The organism is Enterobacter cloacae complex sp. IR5458 (genome assembly GCF_049238025.1).
Lineage (GTDB): Bacteria > Pseudomonadota > Gammaproteobacteria > Enterobacterales > Enterobacteriaceae > Enterobacter > Enterobacter kobei.
Genome location: NZ_JBMKIF010000012.1, coordinates 110,034 through 132,169, shown reverse-complemented (window position 1 = coordinate 132,169; position 22,136 = coordinate 110,034). Strand labels below are relative to the sequence as shown.

The following is a 22,136-nucleotide window of genomic DNA, read 5'->3' as shown; positions in this document are numbered from 1 at the left end:
CAGCGCACCGATATAGCGGAGGATGGTTTCTCCTGGTGTGGTTGTGGGACGGCTAATGCAGAGGCGGAGGGAATAACCCTTTCCCGCCTCGATATTGGGGTTTACATGCTGACCGGTTCGGCAGGCCTTGCATCTGAGGGATGGCAGTTACTGCCGCCAATGGACCCTGGCGGCATGGGGGAGCTGGGTGTTGTTGAAGCCGAGCAAACTGAAAGCGGCGGACTGACTATCCGCTTGTATAAGCAGAAATACATGCTGAGCGATGAAGGGGAGATCGTCAAAACAAAAGGGGCTCCTATGGATGTTCCGGCCAACAGCTGGATCGATGTACGCCTCGACATGCCTGATGATAGCATCTGGAATAAACGCCAGAAAGAATCGAGTGAAGCGGCCTTAAAAGAACCTGCTTCGTAAAATAAACCGCCGCCTGTCGTATGCAAGAACGGGCGGCGGCTGGTTGCTCAGTGTTCATGCCAGAGCAATCGCCGGGAATACTACCTGAGTAAAACTCAAATACCAACCTGGCGAACTGTAGGTGATTCTGAGGTTAACCACATGTCAGATTCATCAAACATTTCTTCCAACATTCGGTTCAGTTTTTCACGATCACTTTTGCTGGCGTTGCTGTTTAAGGCGTTCGCCTGCATCGGCTTAACCTTCACTTCTGCGTCAGGGAAAATCTGGTGAACCCGTTTCGTTAGCTCTGCCAGTATAATCTCTCTGGCGCCAACCAAACCATCAACATTACGCTTGTCATAGACCAGCTCAACGAACATAAAGACCTCCGGAAACGACTGTATTTTTAAAGAGAATTTATACTGGTTATTTGTACAGTGTCAACGGTTTGGTATATAGCATTTCAGAAGAGAGCTATGGGGCATGGATGGGGCAAAAAAATTGTTTTTGAGGCGGTTTGGGGCATGAGTGGGACATTTTTAATCATATGAACTTTGGTGATTTTCATATGAATTGAATTTTATGTGATTGATAATTCTAAAGAATACACGTGCTCTTGGGCGTTCAATGATTTTTAAAATTGCCGCGTCACGCAGTTGAAGTGTCGGGCATATTCTTCCAGGCCGGTGATGCCCAGGCGCACCCATTTCGGGTGCGACCACTGGGGTAACCCCACATACATCATAGCGCGCTGAGGATCTCGTCCGTGCTGCGCACGCGTCCGATACGCGGGAAGATATGGGTCATGCTGCCCTGATGCTGTTCCGCGGAAGCCGCGCTGCAGGCATCTTCTGCAATGACCTGGTTAAAGCCCAGCTCCCAGGCGTTACGGGCGGTAGACTCCACGCCGATGTTGGTGGAAATGCCGCACAGGATAAGGGTGTCGATACCACGACGGCGGAGCTGCAGTTCCAGATCGGTTCCGTAGAATGCGCCCCATTGACGTTTGGTCACTTCGATATCGCTGTCGCGTTTGCCTAGCGACACCGGATACGTCCACCAGTTTTCCGGCAGGGCATGGGCGGGCGCCTGTGCATCAACGGGCTGTTTTAACGCCTCGGCGAAATCAGCGGACCAGCCGACGCGCACCATGACTACAGGGGCACCGCTGGCACGGCATTTTTCCGCCAGACGAGCGGCGCGGCTAACCACATCATCCGCAGCGTGCGGGCCACCGGCAAAGGGCAGGATCCCTTCCTGTAAATCAATCACCACAAGCGCGGTTTTGCTGGCATCCAGTGTTAACATCGTTACTCCCGTTAAATGAATCACTTCCGTAACACCATACGACGTGATGACCTGTAATGGGTCGGATAATTTTGTTAATTTTTGTGAGAATGCGCAATAAGAGTGCAGCAAACGACCGTCAGGCCGTGGTTCGCTCTTATCGTCCGGCGGAATTTCCAGTATAATAGCCGCCTTTTTTCATCCAGTTGTGACATACAGAAAGCTGCGACATAGTAGCCTGCATTCCAGGCGACATTTAGCCTGCGGCTAATTAAGGGATATCTCATGCGTACAGAATATTGCGGGCAGCTGCGTCAGTCCCACGTTGGACAGCAGGTCACCCTGTGTGGTTGGGTCAACCGTCGTCGTGATCTTGGTAGCCTTATTTTCATCGATATGCGCGACCGTGAAGGTATCGTTCAGGTGTTCTTCGACCCGGATCGTGCGGATGCGTTGAAGCTGGCTTCTGAGCTGCGTAATGAGTTCTGCATTCAGGTCACCGGTACCGTGCGTGCGCGTGACGAGAAAAACGTCAACGCAGACATGGCGACGGGTGCCATTGAAGTGCTGGCGTCCGATCTGGTTATCATTAACCGTGCTGAAGCGCTGCCGCTGGACTCCAACCACGTCAACACGGAAGAAGCGCGTCTGAAATACCGCTACCTGGATCTGCGTCGTCCGGAGATGGCCCAGCGCCTGAAAACCCGTGCGAAAATCACCAGCCTCGTGCGCCGTTTCATGGATGACCACGGTTTCCTCGATATCGAAACCCCGATGCTGACCAAAGCCACACCGGAAGGTGCGCGCGATTATCTGGTCCCATCCCGCGTACATAAAGGCAAATTCTACGCGCTGCCACAGTCTCCACAGCTGTTCAAACAGCTGCTGATGATGTCCGGTTTCGATCGCTACTATCAGATCGTCAAATGTTTCCGCGACGAAGACCTGCGTGCTGACCGTCAGCCAGAATTCACCCAGATCGATGTGGAAACCTCCTTCATGACCGCCGAGCAGGTGCGTGAAGTGATGGAAGCGCTGGTGCGTAGCCTGTGGAATGACGTGAAAGGCGTCGAGCTGGGCGATTTCCCGATCATGACCTTCGCCGAAGCCGAGCGTCGATATGGTTCCGACAAACCAGACCTGCGTAACCCGATGGAACTGGTGGATGTTGCAGACCTGGTGAAATCCGTTGAGTTCGCGGTATTCGCCGGCCCGGCTAACGATCCGAAAGGCCGTGTTGCAGCTCTGCGCGTACCGGGCGGTGCGGCACTTAGCCGTAAGCAGATCGACGATTACGGCAACTTCATTAAGATCTACGGCGCGAAAGGTCTGGCCTATATTAAAGTAACCGAGCGTGCGAAAGGTCTGGAAGGGATCACCAGCCCGGTTGCGAAGTTCCTGAATGCGGACATCGTGGAAGCGATTCTTGAGCGCACCGGCGCGCAGGATGGCGACATGATCTTCTTCGGCGCTGACAACAAGAAAGTGGTTGCCGATGCGATGGGCGCGTTGCGTCTGAAGCTTGGCAAAGACCTCAGCCTGACCGACGAAACCAAATGGGCACCGCTGTGGGTTATCGACTTCCCGATGTTTGAAGACGACGGTGAAGGCGGCTTGACCGCGATGCACCACCCGTTCACCTCGCCAAAAGACATGACGGCGGCAGAGCTGAAAGCGTCTCCGGAAGATGCGGTGGCAAACGCCTACGACATGGTGATCAACGGCTACGAAGTGGGCGGGGGTTCCGTGCGTATTCACAGCGGCGAAATGCAGCAGACCGTGTTCGGCATCCTGGGCATTAACGAACAGGAGCAGCGCGAGAAATTTGGCTTCCTGCTGGACGCCCTGAAATACGGTACACCGCCACACGCAGGTCTGGCTTTCGGTCTTGACCGTCTGACCATGCTGCTGACCGGCACCGATAACATTCGTGATGTTATTGCCTTCCCGAAAACCACTGCCGCAGCGTGTCTGATGACCGAAGCGCCAAGCTTTGCTAACCCGACTGCACTGGCTGAGCTGGGCATTGAGGTGGTGAAGAAGGAAGAGAAAAACTGATATGACATACAAGCTTCCCGTTTCTGTCTTAGTTGTCATTTATGCCCAGGACACGAAGCGGGTGCTAATGTTGCAGCGGCGCGACGATCCTGATTTCTGGCAGTCGGTTACCGGCAGCCTGGAAGAGGGGGAAACCGCGCCGCAGGCCGCCGCGCGTGAAGTAAAGGAAGAGGTCACCATTGATGTTGCTCGCGAGCAACTGACCCTGAAGGACTGTCAGCGCACGGTGGAGTTTGAAATTTTTAGCCATTTACGTCATCGCTACGCGCCGGGCATTGAGCGCAATACGGAATCGTGGTTCTGTCTCGCGCTCCCCCATGAGCGGGAGATCGTGTTTACCGAACACCTGAACTACCGCTGGGTGGATGCGACGGATGCCGCCGCACTGACCAAGTCGTGGAGCAACCGGCAGGCGATTGAAGAATTTGTAATTAACGCTGCCTGAGAAGGCGCGATTTTTGGAGAACTTTTTATGGCAGGTCATAGTAAGTGGGCCAACACCAAACACCGTAAAGCGGCACAGGATGCCAAACGCGGTAAGATCTTTACCAAAATCATTCGTGAGCTGGTGACAGCGGCACGTCTGGGCGGCGGCGATCCGGCCTCTAACCCGCGTCTGCGCGCGGCGGTGGATAAAGCGCTGTCTAACAACATGACGCGTGACACCCTGAACCGTGCCATCGCACGTGGTGTAGGCGGTGATGAAGACGCGAACATGGAAACCATCATTTATGAAGGTTACGGCCCTGGCGGTACTGCCGTGATGGTTGAGTGCCTGTCCGACAACCGTAACCGTACCGTTGCGGAAGTGCGCCATGCATTCACTAAAACCGGCGGCAACCTGGGTACCGACGGTTCCGTTTCTTACCTGTTCAGCAAAAAAGGCGTCATCTCCTTCGAGAAAGGCGACGAAGATGTGATCATGGAAGCCGCCCTGGAAGCCGGTGCGGAAGACGTGGTGACCTACGATGATGGCGCAATTGACGTTTACACCGCGTGGGAAGAGATGGGCGCCGTGCGCGATGCACTCGAAGCCGCGGGTCTGAAAGCGGACAACGCGGAAGTTTCCATGATTCCGTCCACCAAAGCGGACATGGATGCGGAAACTGCGCCAAAACTGCTGCGTCTGATCGACATGCTCGAAGACTGCGACGACGTGCAGGAAGTGTATCACAACGGTGAAATCTCTGATGAGGTTGCAGCGACTCTCTGATGAGAGCGTATAAGCCGTTTACGGGAGACGCGTGATGTCGATTATCCTTGGGATTGACCCCGGCTCGCGCGTCACCGGTTATGGCGTTATCCGCCAGGTGGGACGCCAGCTAACCTACCTCGGCAGCGGCTGTATTCGCACCAAAGTGGACGATCTGCCGTCGCGCCTGAAGCTGATTTATGCGGGCGTGTCGGAAATCATCACCCAGTTTCAGCCTGATTTTTTTGCCATTGAGCAGGTCTTTATGGCAAAAAACGCCGATTCGGCGCTAAAGCTGGGGCAGGCGCGCGGCGTGGCGATTGTTGCCGCCGTGAACCAGGATCTTCCGGTGTTCGAATATGCCGCACGTCAGGTAAAGCAGACGGTGGTGGGGATAGGTAGCGCGGAGAAAAGCCAGGTGCAGCATATGGTGCGTACCTTGCTGAAGCTTCCCGCGAACCCGCAGGCCGATGCCGCCGATGCGCTGGCCATTGCGATTACCCACTGTCACGTCAGCCAGAACGCGATGCAAATGAGTGAATCGCGGCTCAATCTGGCGCGAGGCAGGTTGCGATAAAGAGAAATCAGGCTGGATAAACATCCAGCCTTTTTTTATTATGTCGCCAGTCAAACATTTTCCAGAACGCAGGAGCGTCACGTGATAGGCAGACTCAGAGGCATCATCATTGAAAAACAACCCCCGTTAGTGCTGCTGGAAGTGGGTGGCGTGGGCTATGAAGTCCACATGCCAATGACCTGCTTCTACGAGTTGCCGGACGCGGGTAAAGAGGCGATTGTCTTTACTCAGTTCGTGGTGCGTGAAGATGCTCAGTTGCTTTACGGCTTCAACAACAAGCAGGAACGTACCCTGTTCCGCGAGCTGATTAAAACCAACGGCGTGGGGCCGAAGCTGGCGCTGGCGATTTTGTCCGGTATGTCTGCTCCGCAGTTCGTGAATGCCGTTGAGCGCGAAGATCCTGCGGCGCTGATTAAACTCCCGGGGATTGGTAAGAAAACCGCCGAGCGTCTGATTGTTGAGATGAAAGACCGCTTTAAAGGTCTGCATGGCGATCTGTTCACCCCGGCCACCGATCTGGTTCTGACGTCACCTGGGGCGCCGTCAACAGATGATGACGCTGAGCAGGAAGCGGTTGCCGCGCTGGTGGCGCTGGGCTATAAACCTCAGGAGGCCAGTCGGATGGTAAGCAAAATTGCCAAACCGGATGCCAGCAGTGAAACCCTGATTCGTGAAGCGCTGCGCGCTGCATTGTGAGGTAAAGGATGATTGAAGCAGACCGCCTGGTATCGGCAGGCACCCTTCAGGCAGAAGACGTGGTGGATCGTGCGATCCGCCCGAAACTGCTTGATGAGTATATCGGCCAGCCGCAGGTACGTTCCCAGATGGAGATTTTCATCCAGGCGGCTAAGCTGCGCGGCGATGCGCTCGATCACCTGCTGATTTTTGGCCCGCCAGGGTTGGGGAAAACCACGCTGGCGAATATCGTTGCCAATGAAATGGGCGTCAACCTGCGCACGACCTCCGGCCCGGTGCTGGAGAAAGCCGGCGATCTGGCGGCAATGCTGACCAACCTTGAACCGCATGACGTACTGTTTATCGATGAAATCCACCGTCTGTCTCCGGTGGTAGAGGAAGTGCTCTATCCGGCAATGGAAGATTACCAGCTGGATATCATGATTGGTGAAGGCCCGGCTGCGCGCTCCATCAAGATCGATCTGCCGCCGTTTACCCTGATTGGCGCAACGACCCGTGCCGGATCGTTGACCTCTCCATTGCGCGACCGCTTCGGTATCGTGCAGCGTCTGGAGTTTTATCAGGTGCCGGACCTGCAGCATATTGTCGGTCGTAGCGCGCGCTATATGGGGCTGGAGATGAGCGAAGAGGGCGCTTTTGAAGTGGCGAAGCGTTCGCGCGGTACGCCGCGTATTGCCAACCGCCTGCTGCGTCGCGTGCGCGACTTTGCCGAAGTGAAGCACGATGGCACCATTTCGGCAGAGATTGCCGCCCAGGCGCTGGATATGCTTAACGTCGATGCCGAAGGCTTTGACTATATGGACCGCAAACTGCTGCTGGCGGTGCTGGATAAATTCTTTGGCGGACCGGTCGGGCTGGATAACCTGGCGGCGGCGATCGGTGAAGAGCGTGAAACTATCGAGGATGTTCTGGAGCCGTATCTGATCCAGCAGGGATTCTTACAGCGTACGCCGCGTGGTCGTATGGCGACGGTGCGGGCGTGGAATCATTTCGGCATTACGCCACCGTCAATGCCGTAATGATGAGCAGGCGGGATGTTAAATTTCGCCTGCGACGCTGACCGATTAGTTACCTCATCTGAATTATCATCCATATTATTTTGGATAAATTTATCCTACCTATCATTTTAGATAATTCGCTTATTCCCTCTATGATGAATTTATAGCGATATCCATGCTATGAATAAATTTCATCATCACATCAGGAATAACAAAATGAAAACAATGACGGCTCTGACTATTGCCGCTCTGACTATGGCGGCTTTGTCTGGCGCCGCGAATGCCGCTATTTCCGGAACCCAAACATGGAAAATGGTGGATAATAAACTTGAAAATACCAGTAACGGACGAAAATTATGTATGACTGGCATTGCTTACCAGCAGGCGGTGATGGAGCCATGTGGTTCTAATCCAGAATTGCAGAATATTCGTGAGGTCAATTTCGCTATTAATGGGATGCTGATGCTGGAAACATATCCAGAATATGCCTTCGCACCAGCAAGCGGCAAAGTTTATATACGCGAATATGAACCTATTGCGAGTCATTGGGACTATATTAACGGACAGCTGAAAAAAGTTGATACCGATGGTATTGTCAAGTGTCTTGATATGGAAGGCGGCATAAACGTCCCAGGTGCCAAATTGCATTTAGCAACGTGTACCAGGTAATAAAATAAGCCCCGATAATTTCATCGGGGCTTATTTACGTGTGCACCCAACATGGGCGCACTCCAGCGGTTTAAGTCCCGCCATGCGTTGATCACAGCACATGAAGCGAAGCGCCACCCTCTGTGGAAGCGCTAATCGTTCATTCAGGCATTAGGTTGTTTTTTCATCATGCTGAAAATAAACAGCACCGCCGCACTCAGCACTACTGACGGCCCAGCAGGCGTGTCATAGAACGCCGAGAAGGTTAACCCACCCGTTACCGCAATCATTCCGATAATCACGGCCACACCGGCCATCTGCTCCGGCGTGCGGGCAAAACGGCGCGCCGTGGCGGCAGGGATGATCAGCAGCGAGGTAATAATCAGCGCCCCGACGAACTTCATCGCCACGCCGATGGTTAATGCCGTCACCAGCATCAGCAGTAGCTTAACCCGCTGCAGCTTCACGCCGTCGACGAAGGCCAGGTCCGGGCTGACGGTCATCGCCAGCAGGTTACGCCACTGCCAGAGCAGAATACCGAGTACCACCACCACACCGAAGGCGATGGAAATTAAATCTTCCGGCGTCACGGCAAGCAGATCGCCAAACAGATAGGCCATCAGGTCGACGCGGATATTCGACATCAGACTCACCACCACCAGACCCAGCGAGAGCGCGCTATGGGCCATAATGCCAAGCAGCGTATCAATGGCGAGGTGCGGACGTTTCTCCAGCCAGACCAGCCCGGCTGCCAGCAGCAGGGTGACGACAATCACCGCGTAGAAGGGATTCACATCCAGCAGTAAACCAAAAGCCACGCCCAGCAAAGAGGCGTGCGCGAGGGTATCACCGAAATAGGACATTCTGCGCCAGACCACAAACGAGCCGAGTGGACCCGCGGCGCAGGCAAGCATAATCCCGGCCAGCCAGCCGGGCAGTAACAGTTCAATCATGAGTGTCCATTTCCCCGGCGCAGGACAATTCGTCCCTGTAAATCATGGCGGTGATTATGATGATGACGGTAAATACCCAGCTGTTCAGCGCCACGAGGGCCAAACATGGAGATAAACTCCGGGTGCATCGAGACCACTTCAGGCGTGCCGGAACAGCAAATATGATGGTTAAGGCACAGCACTTCGTCCGTTTTCGCCATGACAAGATGGAGATCGTGGGAGACCATCAGCACGGCGCAATTCAGTTCACGGCGAAGCTGATCGATCAAATCATAAAGCGCGACCTGACCATTAACGTCCACCCCCTGGGTAGGCTCATCAAGCACCAGCAGTTGCGGGCTGCTCAACAGCGCGCGCGCCAGCAAAACGCGCTGCGTCTCACCCCCGGAAAGTTTTTGCAGCGGCGCGTCAATAAGGTGGCCCGCCTGTACGCGTTTCAGCGCCGGGAGAATATCGGCTTTCCGCGTGCCGGGGCGCAGGCGCAGAAAGCGACTCACCGTTAAAGGCAGCGTGGCGTCCAGATGTAATTTCTGAGGCACATAGCCGATACGCAATTTTTCCTCGCGGGTGATAACACCTTCATCGGGCGTCACCAGACCCAGTACAACCCGTACCAGCGTGGATTTACCTGCGCCATTAGGACCAAGCAGCGTCAGAATTTTGCCGGGCTTCAGATCCAGCGACACGTCAGAGAGGACGCGGCGCTGGCCGAAAGAGACCGAAATATTATCGAGAGAAACCAGTGTCGTCATGTCAATTTAAGCTTGAAGAAGTCAACGAATGTTATAATATCACATTCCACGCATTCACTACGATGATTAGTCGCATTATGTTACATAAAAATACGCTTCTTTTCGCAGCATTATCCGCTGCCCTTTGGGGTACAACCGCACAAGATGTTAACGCGGCGGTTATCGCTTCGCTTAAACCGCTTGGATTCATCGCGTCGGCCATTGCCGATGGGGTGACGGAAACCCAGGTTTTGCTGCCTGACGGGGCCTCTGAGCATGACTATTCTCTTCGCCCTTCAGATGTAAAACGCTTACAAAACGCGGACTTAGTCGTCTGGATTGGACCAGAGATGGAAGCGTTTATGCAGAAGTCGGCCAAACAGATTCCAGGCGATAAACAGGTTGCGATTGCCGGGCTTTCCGGCGTGAAACCGTTGCTCATGAAAGGCACGGATGACGACGGTGATGAACATGACCATCACGTGGCAGAGGGTGAAAAAGGTGATGGAGATCACCATCATGGTGAGTACAACATGCATCTCTGGCTTTCCCCAGAGATAGCGCGGCTTTCAGCGGTTGCAATCCACGACAAATTAGTGGAACTTATGCCGCAAAGTCGAGCCAAACTAGACGCCAACCTGAAGGATTTTGAGGCACAATTAGCCGCAACCGATAAGCAGGTAGGTAATGAGCTCGCACCGTTGAAAGGAAAAGGGTATTTCGTTTTTCATGACGCCTATGGCTACTATGAAAAACACTATGGTTTGACCCCGCTTGGGCACTTCACCGTCAACCCTGAAATTCAACCTGGTGCGCAGCGTTTACATGAAATCAGAACACAGTTGGTTGAGCAAAAAGCGACATGCGTTTTTGCTGAGCCACAGTTCAGGCCAGCGGTCGTAGAAGCCGTGGCCAGGGGGACATCCGTGCGCATGGGGACCCTTGACCCGCTAGGAACGAATATCCAGTTGAGCAAAGCGAGCTATTCGCAGTTCCTCAGCCAACTGGCGGACCAGTATGCGAGCTGCCTGAAAGGAGATTAACGAGGAAGTGAATACGTGCAACAGATAGCCCGCTCTGTCGCCCTGGCATTTAACAATCTGCCTCGACCCCACCGCGTTATGCTGGGGTCGCTTACAGTACTCACCTTAGCGGTCGCCGTCTGGCGGCCCTATGTTTACCACCCGAGTTCTGCCCCTATCATCAAAACCATCGAGCTTGAAAAGAGCGAGATCCGTTCTTTACTGCCTGAAGCCAGTGAGCCTATCGACCAGGCTGCTCAGGAAGATGAAGCGATTCCCCAGGATGAGCTGGACGATAAAATCGAGAACGAGGCCGGGATCCACGAGTATGTTGTCTCTACCGGTGACACGCTGAGCAGCGTGCTCAACCAGTACGGTATCGACATGGGGAATATCAGTCAGCTCGCTGCTGCAGATAAAGACCTGCGTAACCTGAAAATAGGGCAACAGCTCTCCTGGACCTTAACGGCGGATGGCGATCTCCAGCGGTTAACCTGGGAGATGTCCCGCCGTGAAACCCGCACCTACGATCGCACTGCAAACGGTTTCAAAATGACCAGTGAAATGCAGAAGGGCGACTGGGTGAACAGCGTGATGAAAGGCACAGTAGGCGGAAGCTTCGTTTCCAGTGCCCGTGATGCCGGTCTGACCAGCTCTGAAATCAGTGCGGTGATCAAAGCCATGCAGTGGCAGATGGATTTCCGCAAGCTGAAGAAGGGCGATGAGTTTTCCGTTCTGATGTCTCGCGAAATGCTCGACGGCAAGCGTGAGCAGAGCCAACTGGTGGGCGTACGTCTGCGCTCTGATGGCAAAGATTACTACGCCATCCGTGCCGAAGACGGTAAGTTCTACGACCGCAGCGGTACGGGACTGGCGAAAGGCTTTATGCGCTTCCCGACGGCTAAACAGTTCCGCGTTTCCTCTAACTTTAACCCGCGTCGTCTGAACCCGGTTACCGGGCGCGTCGCACCACACCGTGGCGTTGACTTTGCCATGCCGCAGGGCACGCCGGTGCTGGCTGTGGGTGATGGTGAAGTGGTCGTGGCTAAACGTAGCGGTGCCGCAGGCTACTATGTCGCGGTGCGTCACGGTCGTACCTACACCACCCGCTATATGCACCTGCGTAAACTGCTGGTTAAACCTGGACAGAAAGTGAAACGTGGCGACCGTATCGCGCTCTCCGGCAACACCGGACGCTCGACCGGCCCGCACCTGCACTATGAAGTGTGGATTAACCAACAGGCCGTAAACCCGCTGACGGCGAAACTGCCACGCACCGAAGGCCTGACGGGTAAAGATCGTTCTGATTACCTGGCGCAGGTGAAAGAGGTGATACCGCAGCTGAGCTTAAACTAAGCCTTCTGTTTTTGTGAAAAAAGCCGGTGTCAGTATGCGCCGGCTTTTTCTTTTGTGCGTGGACGACTGCCTCGCTACACTATCAATAAAATTTTGCGTCACCAGACCCTGGAACCAGCATGGAAACAAAAAAAAACAATATTGAATACATTCCTGAGTTTGAAAAATCCTTTCGCCATCCGCGCAACTGGGGCGCCTGGCTCGGGGTCTACACCTTTGCAGGCATCGCTATGCTGCCTGCTGCGCTGCGCGATCCCCTGCTGGGGAAAATTGGCCGTCTGGCCGGGCGTTTAGGCAAAAGCGCGCGTCGCCGTGCGCAGATCAACCTCTATTACTGTTTTCCCGAAAAAAGCGATGCCGAGCGCGAGGCTATCATCGATGCGATGTATACCACCGCCCCGCAGGCAATGGCAATGATGGCAGAGCTGGCGCTGAAAGGGCCGGAAAAAATCGTTGACCGTGTTGACTGGAAAGGGCTGGAAATCATTGACGAAATGCGTCGCAATGACGAGAAGGTGATTTTCCTCGTTCCTCACGGTTGGGGTGTCGACATTCCGGCGATGCTGATGGCTTCTCAGGGTCAGAAGATGGCGGCCATGTTCCATAACCAGGGCAACAAAATCTACGACTTTGTCTGGAATACCGTACGTCGTCGTTTTGGCGGTCGTTTGCATGCGCGTAACGATGGTATCAAGCCGTTTATTCAGTCCGTACGTCAGGGATACTGGGGCTACTATCTGCCGGATCAGGATCACGGACCGGAGCACAGTGAGTTTGTCGACTTCTTTGCGACCTACAAAGCCACACTTCCGGCGATTGGCCGCCTGATGAAGGTGTGTCGCGCCCGCGTGATCCCACTCTTCCCGGTTTATGATGGTAAAACGCACCGTCTGAGCATTGAAGTCCGCCCGCCTATGGATGACTTGCTGACCGCAGACGATCGCACCATTGCGCGTCGCATGAACGAAGAGGTGGAAATTCTGGTGGGGCCGCATACCGAACAGTACACGTGGATATTGAAGCTGCTTAAAACGCGAAAGCCGGGTGAAACGGAACCTTATAAACGCAAAGAGCTTTATCCGAGGAAATAAAAAAAGCCCTCTCCAGATGGAGAGGGCTTTTTAACACAGATGTTGTTACTCGACGGTCATAACGCGGGTGGTGTTGGTTGAGCCGATGGTGCTCATCACATCACCCTGCGTCACGATAACGATATCACCGGACACCAGGTAACCTTTGTCGCGCAGCAGATTGACGGCATCGTGCGCGGCTGCCACGCCGTCATTGGTGCTGTCGAAGTGCACTGGCGTCACACCGCGGTACAGCGCCGTCAGGTTCAGCGTGCGTTCATGACGGGACATGGCGAAGATCGGCAGACCGGAGCTGATACGGGAAGTCATCAGCGCGGTACGGCCTGATTCGGTCATGGTAATGATCGCGGTTACCCCTTTCAGATGGTTTGCCGCGTACATGGCAGACATCGCAATCGCTTCTTCCACGTTGTCGAACTGCACGTCCAGACGGTGTTTAGAGACGTTGATGCTTGGGATCTTCTCTGCGCCCAGGCAGACACGCGCCATCGCGGCCACGGTTTCAGCAGGATATTGGCCCGCAGCGGTTTCCGCAGACAGCATTACCGCATCGGTACCATCCAGCACGGCGTTAGCGACGTCCATCACTTCCGCACGGGTTGGCATTGGGTTGGTGATCATGGATTCCATCATCTGGGTCGCGGTGATCACCGCGCGGTTCAGCTGACGTGCGCGACGAATCAGCGCTTTCTGGATACCAACCAGCTCAGGATCGCCGATTTCCACACCCAAATCGCCGCGGGCCACCATCACCACGTCAGAAGCCAGGATCACATCGTCCATGGCGTCCTGATCGCAAACGGCTTCCGCGCGTTCAACCTTGGCAACGATTTTGGCATCACAGCCTGCATCACGGGCCAGACGGCGTGCATAGTTCAGATCTTCGCCACAGCGTGGGAAGGAGACTGCCAGGTAGTCAACGCCGATCAGAGCCGCAGTAACGATGTCCGCTTTGTCTTTATCGGTCAGCGCTTCCGCAGAGAGGCCGCCGCCCAGTTTGTTGATACCTTTATTGTTGGAGAGCGGGCCGCCGACGGTAACTTCGGTGAACACTTTCATCCCCTGAACTTCGAGCACCTTCAGCTGTACGCGTCCGTCGTCGAGCAGCAGGATATCGCCAGGCACCACGTCAGCTGGCAGGCCTTTATAGTCAATCCCGACTTTTTCTTTATCGCCTTCGCCTTTGCCCAGGTTGGCATCCAGCAGGAATTTATCGCCGATATTGAGGAAAACTTTACCTTCTTTGAAGGTGGAGACACGAATTTTAGGACCCTGCAGATCGCCGAGGATAGCGACATGGCGGCCCAGTTTAGCGGCGATCTCACGCACTTTGTCGGCACGTAATTTATGGTCTTCTGGCGTACCGTGAGAGAAGTTCATGCGCACCACGTTGGCACCCGCGGCGATAATCTTTTCAAGGTTATTATCGCGGTCGGTGGCCGGGCCTAAGGTGGTAACGATCTTGGTTCTGCGAAGCCTTCTGGACATGTAATACTCCGTTGACTGAAACAACTTTGGTGTTGCGTGAACATTGAATCGGCCTTCATCTGCCGCAAGGCAGCAAAGAGAGGACCGAATGCCGTAAATCATTACATCGTAATTATTGGTTACGTCTTCGTTATCTACTTTAAGGAAACATCGCTCTTTATGAGCAATTCTTTATCAAAACGCGATTCCTTCAGCGCTTCCTTGACTCGCTTCAAGTTATCTCTGAATTTTGCGCCCCGGCGCAAGGTAAAACCGGTCGCCAGCACGTCTATAACCGTGAGCTGTGCCAGACGGGAAACCATAGGCATATACATATCGGTATCCTCCGGGACGTCCAGCGTAATGGCGAGCGTCGCCTCTCGTGCCAGCGGCGTACCGGCGGTGGTAAGGGCGATCACCATGGCATCGTTTTCACGGGCCAGCTGCGCCAGTTCCACCTGACTTTTGGTGCGGCCAGTATGCGAAATGAGTACCACGACGTCATCTTCACTGCAATTCATACAGCTCATGCGTTGCAGCACAATGTCATCGGAATAAATCACCGGCACGTTGAAGCGGAAGAATTTATTCATGGCATCGTGCGCCACGGCGGCCGACGACCCAAGTCCGAAGAACGCGATCCGCTTGGCCTGGGTAAGTAAATCCACCGCACGGTTCACCGAACTCATATCCAGAGACTGACGAACGTGGTCAAGCGTGGCCATAGCTGACTCAAAAATTTTCGCCGTGTAGGCATCTACGCTGTCGTCTTCATCCACATTACGATTAACATAAGGGGTGCCGTTTGCCAGACTTTGTGCCAGATGCAGTTTAAAATCAGGAAAGCCGCGCGTTTCCAGGCTACGGCAGAAGCGGTTAACGGTCGGTTCGCTGACGCCTGCTTCCTGAGCCAGCGCGGCGATGCTTGAATGAATCGCCTGAGCGGGAGAGGCAAGAATGACTTCAGCCACTTTTCGCTCGGATTTGCTAAGGTGTTCCAGTTGATACTGGATTTTTTCAAGCATATTCATTGTTAACAGGGCGCTCGTGGGGGTGGAAACGATTTCATAAATGGATGAAATCTTCATTCGATTAGCCGATATTACCCCTGTGGCTTCCATAAAGGGTAACAGTCGACAAGATAATGTTGTTGTTTTTTTTCATTACTTGATCGATGTCGGGTTTTGCTATGACCCTGTTGCGCAAATTATCGACGCTTGTTGCGTCATAATGCCCCCTTAATCGGCTGCAAGGCGAAAAATTGCCGTATCGCACGAGACGATAAGTGCTAATGGTTTCGGGAATGACGTAAAAGCAGTACAGTGCATTGTAATAAAATTACAACGATACCTGGCAGAAGTACCAGGTGATCCAACTGAGGAGAATGACATGGCGGTAACGCAAACAGCCCAGGCATGTGACCTGGTCATTTTCGGCGCGAAAGGCGATCTTGCACGCCGAAAATTGCTGCCTTCCCTGTATCAACTGGAGAAAGCGGGCCAAATTCATCCGGATACCCGTATCCTGGGGGTAGGGCGCGCCGACTGGGATAAGGACGCTTATACCAAAGTCGTCCGCGAGGCGCTCGAAACTTTCATGAAGGAAAAAATTGATGAAAGTTTGTGGGATACCCTGAGCGGTCGTCTTGATTTCTGCAACCTGGACGTCAATGACGTCAGCGCGTTTAACCGCCTGGGCGCCTTGCTGGATCAGAAAAACCGTGTCACCATTAACTATTTCGCTATGCCGCCAAGCACTTTCGGCGCCATCTGCAAAGGTCTCGGCGAAGCCAAACTGAACGCCAAACCGGCGCGCGTGGTGATGGAGAAGCCGCTGGGTACCTCTCTGGCAACCTCGCGTGAAATCAACGACCAGGTGGGCGAGTTCTTCGAAGAGTGCCAGGTTTACCGTATCGACCACTATCTCGGTAAAGAGACGGTACTGAACCTGCTGGCGCTGCGTTTTGCTAACTCCCTGTTTGTGAATAACTGGGACAACCGCACTATCGACCACGTGGAAATCACCGTGGCGGAAGAGGTAGGTATCGAAGGCCGCTGGGGTTACTTTGACCAGGCAGGCCAGATGCGCGACATGATCCAGAACCACCTCCTGCAAATTCTGTGCATGATCGCCATGTCACCGCCGTCTGACCTGACGGCAGACAGCATTCGCGACGCCAAAGTCAAAGTGCTCAAGTCGCTGCGCCGCATCGACCGCTCCAACGTGCGCGAGAAGACCGTTCGCGGCCAGTACACCGCCGGGTTTGCGCAAGGCAAAAAAGTGCCGGGCTACCTGGAAGAAGAGGGCGCGAACAAATCCAGCAACACCGAGACTTTTGTGGCGATCCGCGTGGATATCGATGACTGGCGCTGGGCGGGCGTGCCGTTCTACCTGCGTACCGGTAAACGTCTGCCAACCAAATGTTCCGAAGTCGTCGTCTACTTCAAAAACCCGGAACTGAACCTGTTCAAAGAGTCCTGGCAGGAGCTGCCGCAGAACAAACTGACCATTCGTTTGCAGCCGGACGAAGGGGTTGATATCCAGATCCTCAACAAAGTGCCGGGCCTGGATCACAAGCATAACCTGCAGACCACCAAACTGGATCTGAGCTACTCCGAAACCTTTAACCAGACGCACCTCGCGGATGCTTATGAGCGTCTGCTGCTGGAAACCATGCGTGGTATCCAGGCGCTGTTCGTGCGTCGCGATGAAGTGGAAGAGGCGTGGAAATGGGTCGATTCCATTACCGAAGCCTGGGCAGCCGATCAGGATGCGCCAAAACCGTATCAGGCGGGCACCTGGGGGCCGGTTGCATCGGTGGCCATGATCACCCGTGATGGCCGCTCCTGGAACGAGTTTGAGTAGGATAATCCACTAGCCCGAAAGTGTTATTTTACCGGTAACATGATCTAACACAGCTAGTGGCACAATTTTTATTCTTTTAAGCGCCGCGTGGATTTCCCCGCGGCGCTTTTTTTATTACACTGCCGGAAGTGATTTTGACCCAGAGCTCCGGACGGCAAGCGTTTCAGCGGTGTTAACAACTGCCAGCGACGTTGTAAACTCCTGAGCCCGGACAGATAAATTAGAGGAGCTTTTATGAATCCGACATTGTTACGCGTAACACAACGCATTATTGAGCGCTCGAAGGAGACCCGTTCGGCCTACCTCGCCCGGATTGAACAGGCAAAGAGCAATACCGTCCATCGCTCCCAGCTGGCCTGTGGTAACCTGGCGCACGGCTTCGCGGCCTGCCAGCCCGATGATAAAGCCTCCCTGAAAAGCATGTTGCGTAACAATATCGCCATTATTACCTCCTATAACGACATGCTCTCCGCCCACCAACCGTATGAGGTCTATCCCAATATCATTCGTAACGCGCTGCACAGCGTGAATGCGGTAGGTCAGGTCGCGGGTGGCGTGCCGGCAATGTGCGACGGTGTGACCCAGGGGCAGGATGGTATGGAGCTGTCGCTGCTCAGCCGCGAAGTGATTGCGATGTCTGCTGCAGTAGGCCTGTCACACAACATGTTTGATGGCGCACTGTACCTGGGCGTGTGCGACAAGATCGTTCCGGGACTGGTGATGGCGGCGCTGTCGTTTGGCCATCTGCCCGCGATCTTTGTGCCGTCTGGCCCGATGGCAAGCGGCCTGCCGAACAAAGAAAAAGTGCGTATTCGCCAGCTGTATGCGGAAGGAAAAGCAGACCGTCAGGCGCTGCTGGAGGCGGAAGCCGCGTCCTACCATGCGCCGGGTACCTGTACATTCTACGGCACGGCCAACACCAACCAGATGGTGGTGGAATTTATGGGCATGCAACTGCCGGGCTCGTCCTTTATCCAGCCGGATGCACCACTGCGTCAGGTCTTGACTGAGGCCGCAGCACGTCAGGTGACGCGTCTGACCGGAAACGGCAATGAATGGATGCCGATGGGCAAAATGGTCGACGAAAAAGTGATCGTCAACGGCATCGTGGCTCTGCTGGCCACCGGCGGTTCGACCAACCACACCATGCACCTGGTTGCCATGGCGCGCGCGGCGGGCATTCTGATCAACTGGGATGATTTCTCTGAGATCTCTTCCGTGGTGCCGCTGATGGCACGTCTTTACCCGAACGGTCCGGCGGACATCAACCACTTCCAGGCTGCGGGTGGCGTACCGCTGCTGATGCGCGAGCTGCTGAAAGGCGGTTTGCTGCATGAAGACGTCAACACCGTGGCAGGCTTTGGCCTGCAGCGCTATACCCAGGAGCCGTGGCTGAACAATGGCGAGCTGGACTGGCGCGACGGGGCGACCGCCTCTCTCGATGCGCAGGTGATTGCCACCATCGACAAACCGTTCTCTCCTCATGGTGGCACCAAAGTGCTGAGCGGCAACCTCGGTCGTGCGGTGATGAAAACGTCTGCTGTACCGGAAGAGAACCAGGTTATTGAAGCGCCGGCTGTGGTGTTTGAAAGCCAGCACGACGTATTACCCGCTTTTGACGCGGGTCTGCTTGATAAAGACTGTGTGGTGGTAGTGCGTCATCAGGGGCCAAAAGCGAACGGCATGCCAGAATTACATAAACTTATGCCACCACTTGGTGTATTATTGGACCGCTGTTTCAAAATTGCATTAGTGACCGATGGCCGCCTCTCCGGTGCATCCGGCAAAGTGCCTTCAGCCATCCACGTCACGCCGGAAGCTTATGACGGCGGTTTGCTGGCGAAAGTGCGCGACGGTGACATGATCCGCGTGAACGGTCAGACAGGTGAGTTAACCCTGCTGGTGGATGAAGCAGAGCTGGCAGCACGTCAGCCACATATTCCTGACCTGAGCGCATCGCGCGTGGGAACCGGACGCGAAATGTTCAGCGCGCTGCGTGAGAAACTCTCCGGTGCGGAGCAGGGCGCAACCTGTATTACGTTTTAAGACGACTTGATTTTAACGATCTGGCGAGAGAAAACTCTGATGAAAAACTGGAAAACAAGTGCAGAAGCAATCCTGACCACTGGCCCTGTCGTGCCGGTTATCGTGGTAAACAAGCTGGAGCACGCTGTGCCAATGGCGAAAGCGCTGGTTGCGGGTGGCGTTCGTGTTCTGGAAGTGACCCTGCGTACCGCCTGCGCGATGGATGCGATTCGCGCTATCGCCAAAGAAGTGCCGGACGCCATCATCGGTGCGGGCACTGTTCTCAACGCACAACAGCTGGCAGAAGTCACGGAGGCCGGAGCTCAGTTCGCTATCAGCCCTGGCCTGACCGAGCCGCTGCTGAAAGCAGCGACCGAAGGCACTATTCCTTTGATCCCGGGTATCAGCACCGTGTCTGAACTGATGCTGGGCATGGACTACGGCCTGAAAGAGTTCAAATTCTTCCCGGCAGAAGCCAACGGTGGCACCAAAGCGCTGCAGGCGATTGCAGGTCCATTCTCTCAGGTGCGTTTCTGCCCGACGGGCGGTATCTCTCCGGCGAACTACCGTGACTACCTGGCGCTGAAAAGCGTGCTGTGCATCGGGGGTTCATGGCTGGTGCCAGCGGATGCGCTGGAAGCGGGCGACTGGGATCGCATCACGAAACTGGCTCGCGAAGCGGTTGAAGGCGCGAAGCAATAAGTTTTTTTATCGTATGAAAAACGGGCCTTTCGGCCCGTTTTTTTTATCCTGCTACCTTAACGTTCGCTGCCGCCGCTTTTGCGCGTGCGATGGCCTCGTCGACGTTATTCCCGGTTGCTAACGCCACGCCCAGACGACGGGTGCCGTCGATCTCCGGCTTACCGAACAAACGTACCTGTAACCCGGCGCCCGTTGCGCCCTCGACGTTATCAAACGTCACGTTCTGACTGGTCAGCTGCGGCAGGATCACCGACGAGGCCGCCGGGCCGTACTGACGAATACCGCCAACCGGCAGGCCAAGGAAGGCGCGAACATGCAGGGCGAACTCGGAGAGATCCTGCGATATCAACGTCACCATCCCGGTGTCATGCGGGCGAGGGGAGACTTCGCTGAAAATCACCTCGTCGCCGCAGACAAACAGCTCCACGCCGAACAGACCGTAACCACCTAACGCCAGAACGGTTTTACGGGCGATATCCTGGGCACGTTCCAGCGCCAGGGCGCTCATCTGCTGTGGCTGCCAGGATTCGCGGTAATCGCCATCCTCCTGGCGGTGACCGATCGGGTCGCAGAAATGGACGCCATCCACGGCGCTGACGGTAAGCAGGGTGATTTCGAAATCAAACTTCACCACCCCCTCGACGATCACGCGGCCAGCTCCGGCACGGCCACCCTGTTGCGCATAATCCCAGGCTTTGTCCAGCGTGCTGCTGTCGCGGATAAAACTCTGCCCTTTTCCGGAGGAGCTCATCACCGGCTTAATGATGCACGGGTAACCCATCTCATTGACGGCCTGCAGGAATGCGGTTTTATCGCCCGCAAAACGGTAGCTTGAAGTGGGCAGCCCCAGCTCCTCTGCCGCCAGGCGGCGAATGCCTTCGCGGTTCATGGTCAGTTTCGCTGCGTTGGCGCAAGGCACCACGCGCTGACCTTCCTGCTCAAGCGCGATCAGCGTATCGGTCGCGATAGCTTCAATCTCCGGCACCACAAAATCCGGTTTCTCCTGCGTGATGAGTGTCCGCAGAGTTTCTCCGTCCAGCATGTTAATCACATAAGAACGATGGGCAACATGCATGGCGGGCGCGTCGGCGTAGCGGTCTACGGCAATCACTTCTACCCCTAAACGCTGGCACTCAATGGCGACTTCTTTCCCCAGCTCGCCCGATCCTAACAGCATCACACGCGTCGCCGCAGGTCGCAGCGCGGTTCCTAAACGAGTCATAACATTCCCCCTGAAAAAGATGCGCGCAGTATAAACGAAAACGTTTGCGTCTGTCTTGCGCAGGGCAAAAGGGCCGACGAGAAATTTGCGCTTCTTTAGCCTCGACGGACATTTCCTGACGCCTGCTCGCTTACGCTGTGGAAATGTTAACCGTTAAGTGAGGGAAACCATGTCAGGCTGGTTAAATCAACTGCAATCCATGTTAGGGCAGAAAACATCAGGTTCCGGCGACCAGGGGCTCAGCAAACTGCTGGTACCGGGGGCGCTCGGAGGGCTGGCAGGGCTGCTGGTCGCCAATAAATCCTCACGTAAGCTGCTGGCAAAGTACGGTACCGGCGCGTTGCTGGCCGGTGGCGGCGCTATCGCCGGTACCGTGCTGTGGAACAAGTACAAGGACAGGGTACGCGCGGCGCACCAGGATGAACCCCACTTTGGGGAGGAGACTTCGCCGCTGGATCTGCGTACGGAGCGGCTCATTCTTGCGCTGGTGTTTGCCGCAAAAAGCGACGGGCATATTGATGATAAAGAACGAGCGGCTATCGAGCAGCAGATGCGAGAAGCCGGCGTGGAGGAGCAGGGCAGAACGCTGGTGGCGCAGGCCATTGAGCAGCCGCTCGATCCGCAGCGTCTGGCGCAAAGCGTACAGAATGAGGAAGAGGCGCTGGAACTCTATTTCCTGAGCTGTGCCGCCATTGATATTGACCACTTTATGGAACGCAGCTATCTCAACGCCCTGGGCGATGCGTTGAAAATTCCTCAGGATGTTCGCGAGGGGATCGAGCAGGATATCCGGGAGCAAAAACAGACGCTACAGGGCTAGCTATCGCTGATGTAGCCATGTTTCGCTTGC

General features: G+C 54.9%; 21 protein-coding genes and 2 pseudogenes. 15 read left to right on the top strand and 8 right to left on the bottom strand.

Annotated elements, in window-relative coordinates; genetic code table 11:
* Positions 1 to 414, top strand: a pseudogene (locus tag ACOTYN_RS12365) (phage tail protein); the annotation flags it as partial.
* A 95-nt stretch (positions 415 to 509) separates the two neighbouring features.
* Here the strand turns inward: ACOTYN_RS12365 and ACOTYN_RS12360 are convergent.
* The 3 genes and pseudogenes from ACOTYN_RS12360 to ACOTYN_RS12350 all read right to left on the bottom strand — a co-directional run bounded on the left by ACOTYN_RS12360 (position 510) and on the right by ACOTYN_RS12350 (position 1,704).
* The gene (locus tag ACOTYN_RS12360; RefSeq protein WP_045339380.1) at positions 510 to 776 is read right to left on the bottom strand and encodes a DinI family protein; all 267 of its coding nucleotides are present in this window, start codon (positions 774 to 776) and stop codon (positions 510 to 512) included.
* 269 nt (positions 777 to 1,045) lie between these two features.
* A pseudogene (locus ACOTYN_RS12355) lies at positions 1,046 to 1,141 on the bottom strand (hypothetical protein); the annotation flags it as partial.
* On the bottom strand, positions 1,138 to 1,704 hold the full coding sequence (locus tag ACOTYN_RS12350) for a hydrolase (protein ID WP_071922109.1): 567 nt from the start codon (positions 1,702 to 1,704) through the stop codon (positions 1,138 to 1,140). The pseudogene ACOTYN_RS12355 and the gene ACOTYN_RS12350, both read right to left, overlap by 4 nt.
* 264 nt (positions 1,705 to 1,968) lie before the next feature.
* Here ACOTYN_RS12350 and aspS point away from each other — a divergent pair, with 264 nt between their 5' ends.
* The 7 genes from aspS to ACOTYN_RS12315 all read left to right on the top strand — a co-directional run bounded on the left by aspS (position 1,969) and on the right by ACOTYN_RS12315 (position 7,873).
* Complete coding sequence (aspS, locus tag ACOTYN_RS12345; RefSeq protein ID WP_014884322.1) at positions 1,969 to 3,741, top strand: aspartate--tRNA ligase; 1,773 nt, start codon at positions 1,969 to 1,971, stop codon at positions 3,739 to 3,741.
* Position 3,742: 1 nt separating this feature from the next.
* Positions 3,743 to 4,186, top strand: coding sequence for a dihydroneopterin triphosphate diphosphatase (gene nudB, locus ACOTYN_RS12340; protein ID WP_014884321.1), 444 nt, complete (start codon positions 3,743 to 3,745; stop codon positions 4,184 to 4,186).
* 27 nt (positions 4,187 to 4,213) lie between these two features.
* Positions 4,214 to 4,954 (top strand): YebC/PmpR family DNA-binding transcriptional regulator, encoded by a 741-nt coding sequence (locus ACOTYN_RS12335; protein ID WP_014884320.1) that lies wholly within the window; start codon positions 4,214 to 4,216, stop codon positions 4,952 to 4,954.
* A gap of 34 nt (positions 4,955 to 4,988) precedes the next feature.
* Positions 4,989 to 5,510 (top strand): crossover junction endodeoxyribonuclease RuvC, encoded by a 522-nt coding sequence (gene ruvC / locus ACOTYN_RS12330; protein WP_014884319.1) that lies wholly within the window; start codon positions 4,989 to 4,991, stop codon positions 5,508 to 5,510.
* An 81-nt stretch (positions 5,511 to 5,591) separates the two neighbouring features.
* Positions 5,592 to 6,206, top strand: a complete 615-nt coding sequence (gene ruvA / locus ACOTYN_RS12325; protein WP_023330723.1) for a Holliday junction branch migration protein RuvA — start codon at positions 5,592 to 5,594, stop codon at positions 6,204 to 6,206.
* Between the two features lie 8 nt (positions 6,207 to 6,214).
* On the top strand, positions 6,215 to 7,225 hold the full coding sequence (ruvB, locus tag ACOTYN_RS12320) for a Holliday junction branch migration DNA helicase RuvB (RefSeq protein ID WP_014884317.1): 1,011 nt from the start codon (positions 6,215 to 6,217) through the stop codon (positions 7,223 to 7,225).
* Positions 7,226 to 7,420: 195 nt separating this feature from the next.
* A complete protein-coding gene (locus ACOTYN_RS12315; protein WP_023330722.1) occupies positions 7,421 to 7,873 on the top strand; it encodes a hypothetical protein in 453 nt (150 codons plus the stop codon).
* A gap of 143 nt (positions 7,874 to 8,016) precedes the next feature.
* On the opposite strand, the gene znuB is transcribed toward ACOTYN_RS12315, so the two are convergent.
* Together znuB and znuC are read right to left on the bottom strand one after the other, a co-directional pair.
* The gene (znuB, locus tag ACOTYN_RS12310; protein ID WP_023330721.1) at positions 8,017 to 8,805 is read right to left on the bottom strand and encodes a zinc ABC transporter permease subunit ZnuB; all 789 of its coding nucleotides are present in this window, start codon (positions 8,803 to 8,805) and stop codon (positions 8,017 to 8,019) included.
* Complete coding sequence (znuC, locus tag ACOTYN_RS12305; RefSeq protein ID WP_014884314.1) at positions 8,802 to 9,557, bottom strand: zinc ABC transporter ATP-binding protein ZnuC; 756 nt, start codon at positions 9,555 to 9,557, stop codon at positions 8,802 to 8,804. The genes znuB and znuC overlap by 4 nt, the downstream gene beginning before the upstream one ends.
* Before the next feature lie 77 nt (positions 9,558 to 9,634).
* Here znuC and znuA point away from each other — a divergent pair, with 77 nt between their 5' ends.
* The 3 genes from znuA (at position 9,635) to lpxM (ending at position 13,005) form a co-directional block, all read left to right on the top strand.
* Positions 9,635 to 10,579 (top strand): zinc ABC transporter substrate-binding protein ZnuA, encoded by a 945-nt coding sequence (gene znuA / locus ACOTYN_RS12300; RefSeq protein ID WP_071922117.1) that lies wholly within the window; start codon positions 9,635 to 9,637, stop codon positions 10,577 to 10,579.
* 15 nt (positions 10,580 to 10,594) lie between these two features.
* Complete coding sequence (gene mepM / locus ACOTYN_RS12295; protein WP_014884312.1) at positions 10,595 to 11,914, top strand: murein DD-endopeptidase MepM; 1,320 nt, start codon at positions 10,595 to 10,597, stop codon at positions 11,912 to 11,914.
* Positions 11,915 to 12,033: 119 nt separating this feature from the next.
* On the top strand, positions 12,034 to 13,005 hold the full coding sequence (lpxM, locus tag ACOTYN_RS12290) for a lauroyl-Kdo(2)-lipid IV(A) myristoyltransferase (protein WP_023330719.1): 972 nt from the start codon (positions 12,034 to 12,036) through the stop codon (positions 13,003 to 13,005).
* A gap of 45 nt (positions 13,006 to 13,050) precedes the next feature.
* On the opposite strand, the gene pyk is transcribed toward lpxM, so the two are convergent.
* Positions 13,051 to 14,493 carry a pyruvate kinase gene (gene pyk / locus ACOTYN_RS12285; RefSeq protein ID WP_008500455.1) on the bottom strand — a complete coding sequence of 481 codons (1,443 nt, stop codon included), beginning with the start codon at positions 14,491 to 14,493 and terminating at the stop codon, positions 13,051 to 13,053.
* Positions 14,494 to 14,627: 134 nt separating this feature from the next.
* Positions 14,628 to 15,503, bottom strand: coding sequence for a MurR/RpiR family transcriptional regulator (locus ACOTYN_RS12280; RefSeq protein WP_032629265.1), 876 nt, complete (start codon positions 15,501 to 15,503; stop codon positions 14,628 to 14,630).
* 358 nt (positions 15,504 to 15,861) lie between these two features.
* Here ACOTYN_RS12280 and zwf point away from each other — a divergent pair, with 358 nt between their 5' ends.
* The 3 genes from zwf to kdgA all read left to right on the top strand — a co-directional run bounded on the left by zwf (position 15,862) and on the right by kdgA (position 20,064).
* Positions 15,862 to 17,337, top strand: a complete 1,476-nt coding sequence (gene zwf / locus ACOTYN_RS12275; RefSeq protein WP_332956923.1) for a glucose-6-phosphate dehydrogenase — start codon at positions 15,862 to 15,864, stop codon at positions 17,335 to 17,337.
* Positions 17,338 to 17,571: 234 nt separating this feature from the next.
* Entirely contained in the window at positions 17,572 to 19,383 is a 1,812-nt protein-coding gene (edd, locus tag ACOTYN_RS12270; protein WP_063666335.1) for a phosphogluconate dehydratase, read from the top strand.
* Positions 19,384 to 19,422: 39 nt separating this feature from the next.
* Positions 19,423 to 20,064 carry a bifunctional 4-hydroxy-2-oxoglutarate aldolase/2-dehydro-3-deoxy-phosphogluconate aldolase gene (gene kdgA / locus ACOTYN_RS12265; protein WP_014884307.1) on the top strand — a complete coding sequence of 214 codons (642 nt, stop codon included), beginning with the start codon at positions 19,423 to 19,425 and terminating at the stop codon, positions 20,062 to 20,064.
* A gap of 43 nt (positions 20,065 to 20,107) precedes the next feature.
* Here kdgA and purT read toward each other — a convergent pair whose 3' ends face one another.
* Positions 20,108 to 21,286: a formate-dependent phosphoribosylglycinamide formyltransferase gene (purT, locus tag ACOTYN_RS12260; protein ID WP_063666336.1), complete on the bottom strand. Its 1,179-nt coding sequence runs from the start codon at positions 21,284 to 21,286 to the stop codon at positions 20,108 to 20,110.
* A 169-nt stretch (positions 21,287 to 21,455) separates the two neighbouring features.
* On the opposite strand from purT, the gene ACOTYN_RS12255 reads away from it, so the two are divergent.
* Positions 21,456 to 22,106 (top strand): tellurite resistance TerB family protein, encoded by a 651-nt coding sequence (locus ACOTYN_RS12255; RefSeq protein WP_023338434.1) that lies wholly within the window; start codon positions 21,456 to 21,458, stop codon positions 22,104 to 22,106.
* The last annotated feature ends 30 nt before the right edge of the window (positions 22,107 to 22,136 follow it).

Coding starts and splice junctions, on each gene's coding strand:
- ACOTYN_RS12360 (WP_045339380.1), bottom strand. CDS start 776: ATGTTCGTTGAGCTGGTCTATGACAAGCGTAATGTTGATGGTTTGGTT.
- ACOTYN_RS12350 (WP_071922109.1), bottom strand. CDS start 1,704: ATGTTAACACTGGATGCCAGCAAAACCGCGCTTGTGGTGATTGATTTA.
- aspS (WP_014884322.1), top strand. CDS start 1,969: ATGCGTACAGAATATTGCGGGCAGCTGCGTCAGTCCCACGTTGGACAG.
- nudB (WP_014884321.1), top strand. CDS start 3,743: ATGACATACAAGCTTCCCGTTTCTGTCTTAGTTGTCATTTATGCCCAG.
- ACOTYN_RS12335 (WP_014884320.1), top strand. CDS start 4,214: ATGGCAGGTCATAGTAAGTGGGCCAACACCAAACACCGTAAAGCGGCA.
- ruvC (WP_014884319.1), top strand. CDS start 4,989: ATGTCGATTATCCTTGGGATTGACCCCGGCTCGCGCGTCACCGGTTAT.
- ruvB (WP_014884317.1), top strand. CDS start 6,215: ATGATTGAAGCAGACCGCCTGGTATCGGCAGGCACCCTTCAGGCAGAA.
- ACOTYN_RS12315 (WP_023330722.1), top strand. CDS start 7,421: ATGAAAACAATGACGGCTCTGACTATTGCCGCTCTGACTATGGCGGCT.
- znuB (WP_023330721.1), bottom strand. CDS start 8,805: ATGATTGAACTGTTACTGCCCGGCTGGCTGGCCGGGATTATGCTTGCC.
- znuC (WP_014884314.1), bottom strand. CDS start 9,557: ATGACGACACTGGTTTCTCTCGATAATATTTCGGTCTCTTTCGGCCAG.
- znuA (WP_071922117.1), top strand. CDS start 9,635: ATGTTACATAAAAATACGCTTCTTTTCGCAGCATTATCCGCTGCCCTT.
- lpxM (WP_023330719.1), top strand. CDS start 12,034: ATGGAAACAAAAAAAAACAATATTGAATACATTCCTGAGTTTGAAAAA.
- pyk (WP_008500455.1), bottom strand. CDS start 14,493: ATGTCCAGAAGGCTTCGCAGAACCAAGATCGTTACCACCTTAGGCCCG.
- ACOTYN_RS12280 (WP_032629265.1), bottom strand. CDS start 15,503: ATGAATATGCTTGAAAAAATCCAGTATCAACTGGAACACCTTAGCAAA.
- zwf (WP_332956923.1), top strand. CDS start 15,862: ATGGCGGTAACGCAAACAGCCCAGGCATGTGACCTGGTCATTTTCGGC.
- edd (WP_063666335.1), top strand. CDS start 17,572: ATGAATCCGACATTGTTACGCGTAACACAACGCATTATTGAGCGCTCG.
- kdgA (WP_014884307.1), top strand. CDS start 19,423: ATGAAAAACTGGAAAACAAGTGCAGAAGCAATCCTGACCACTGGCCCT.
- purT (WP_063666336.1), bottom strand. CDS start 21,286: ATGACTCGTTTAGGAACCGCGCTGCGACCTGCGGCGACGCGTGTGATG.
- ACOTYN_RS12255 (WP_023338434.1), top strand. CDS start 21,456: ATGTCAGGCTGGTTAAATCAACTGCAATCCATGTTAGGGCAGAAAACA.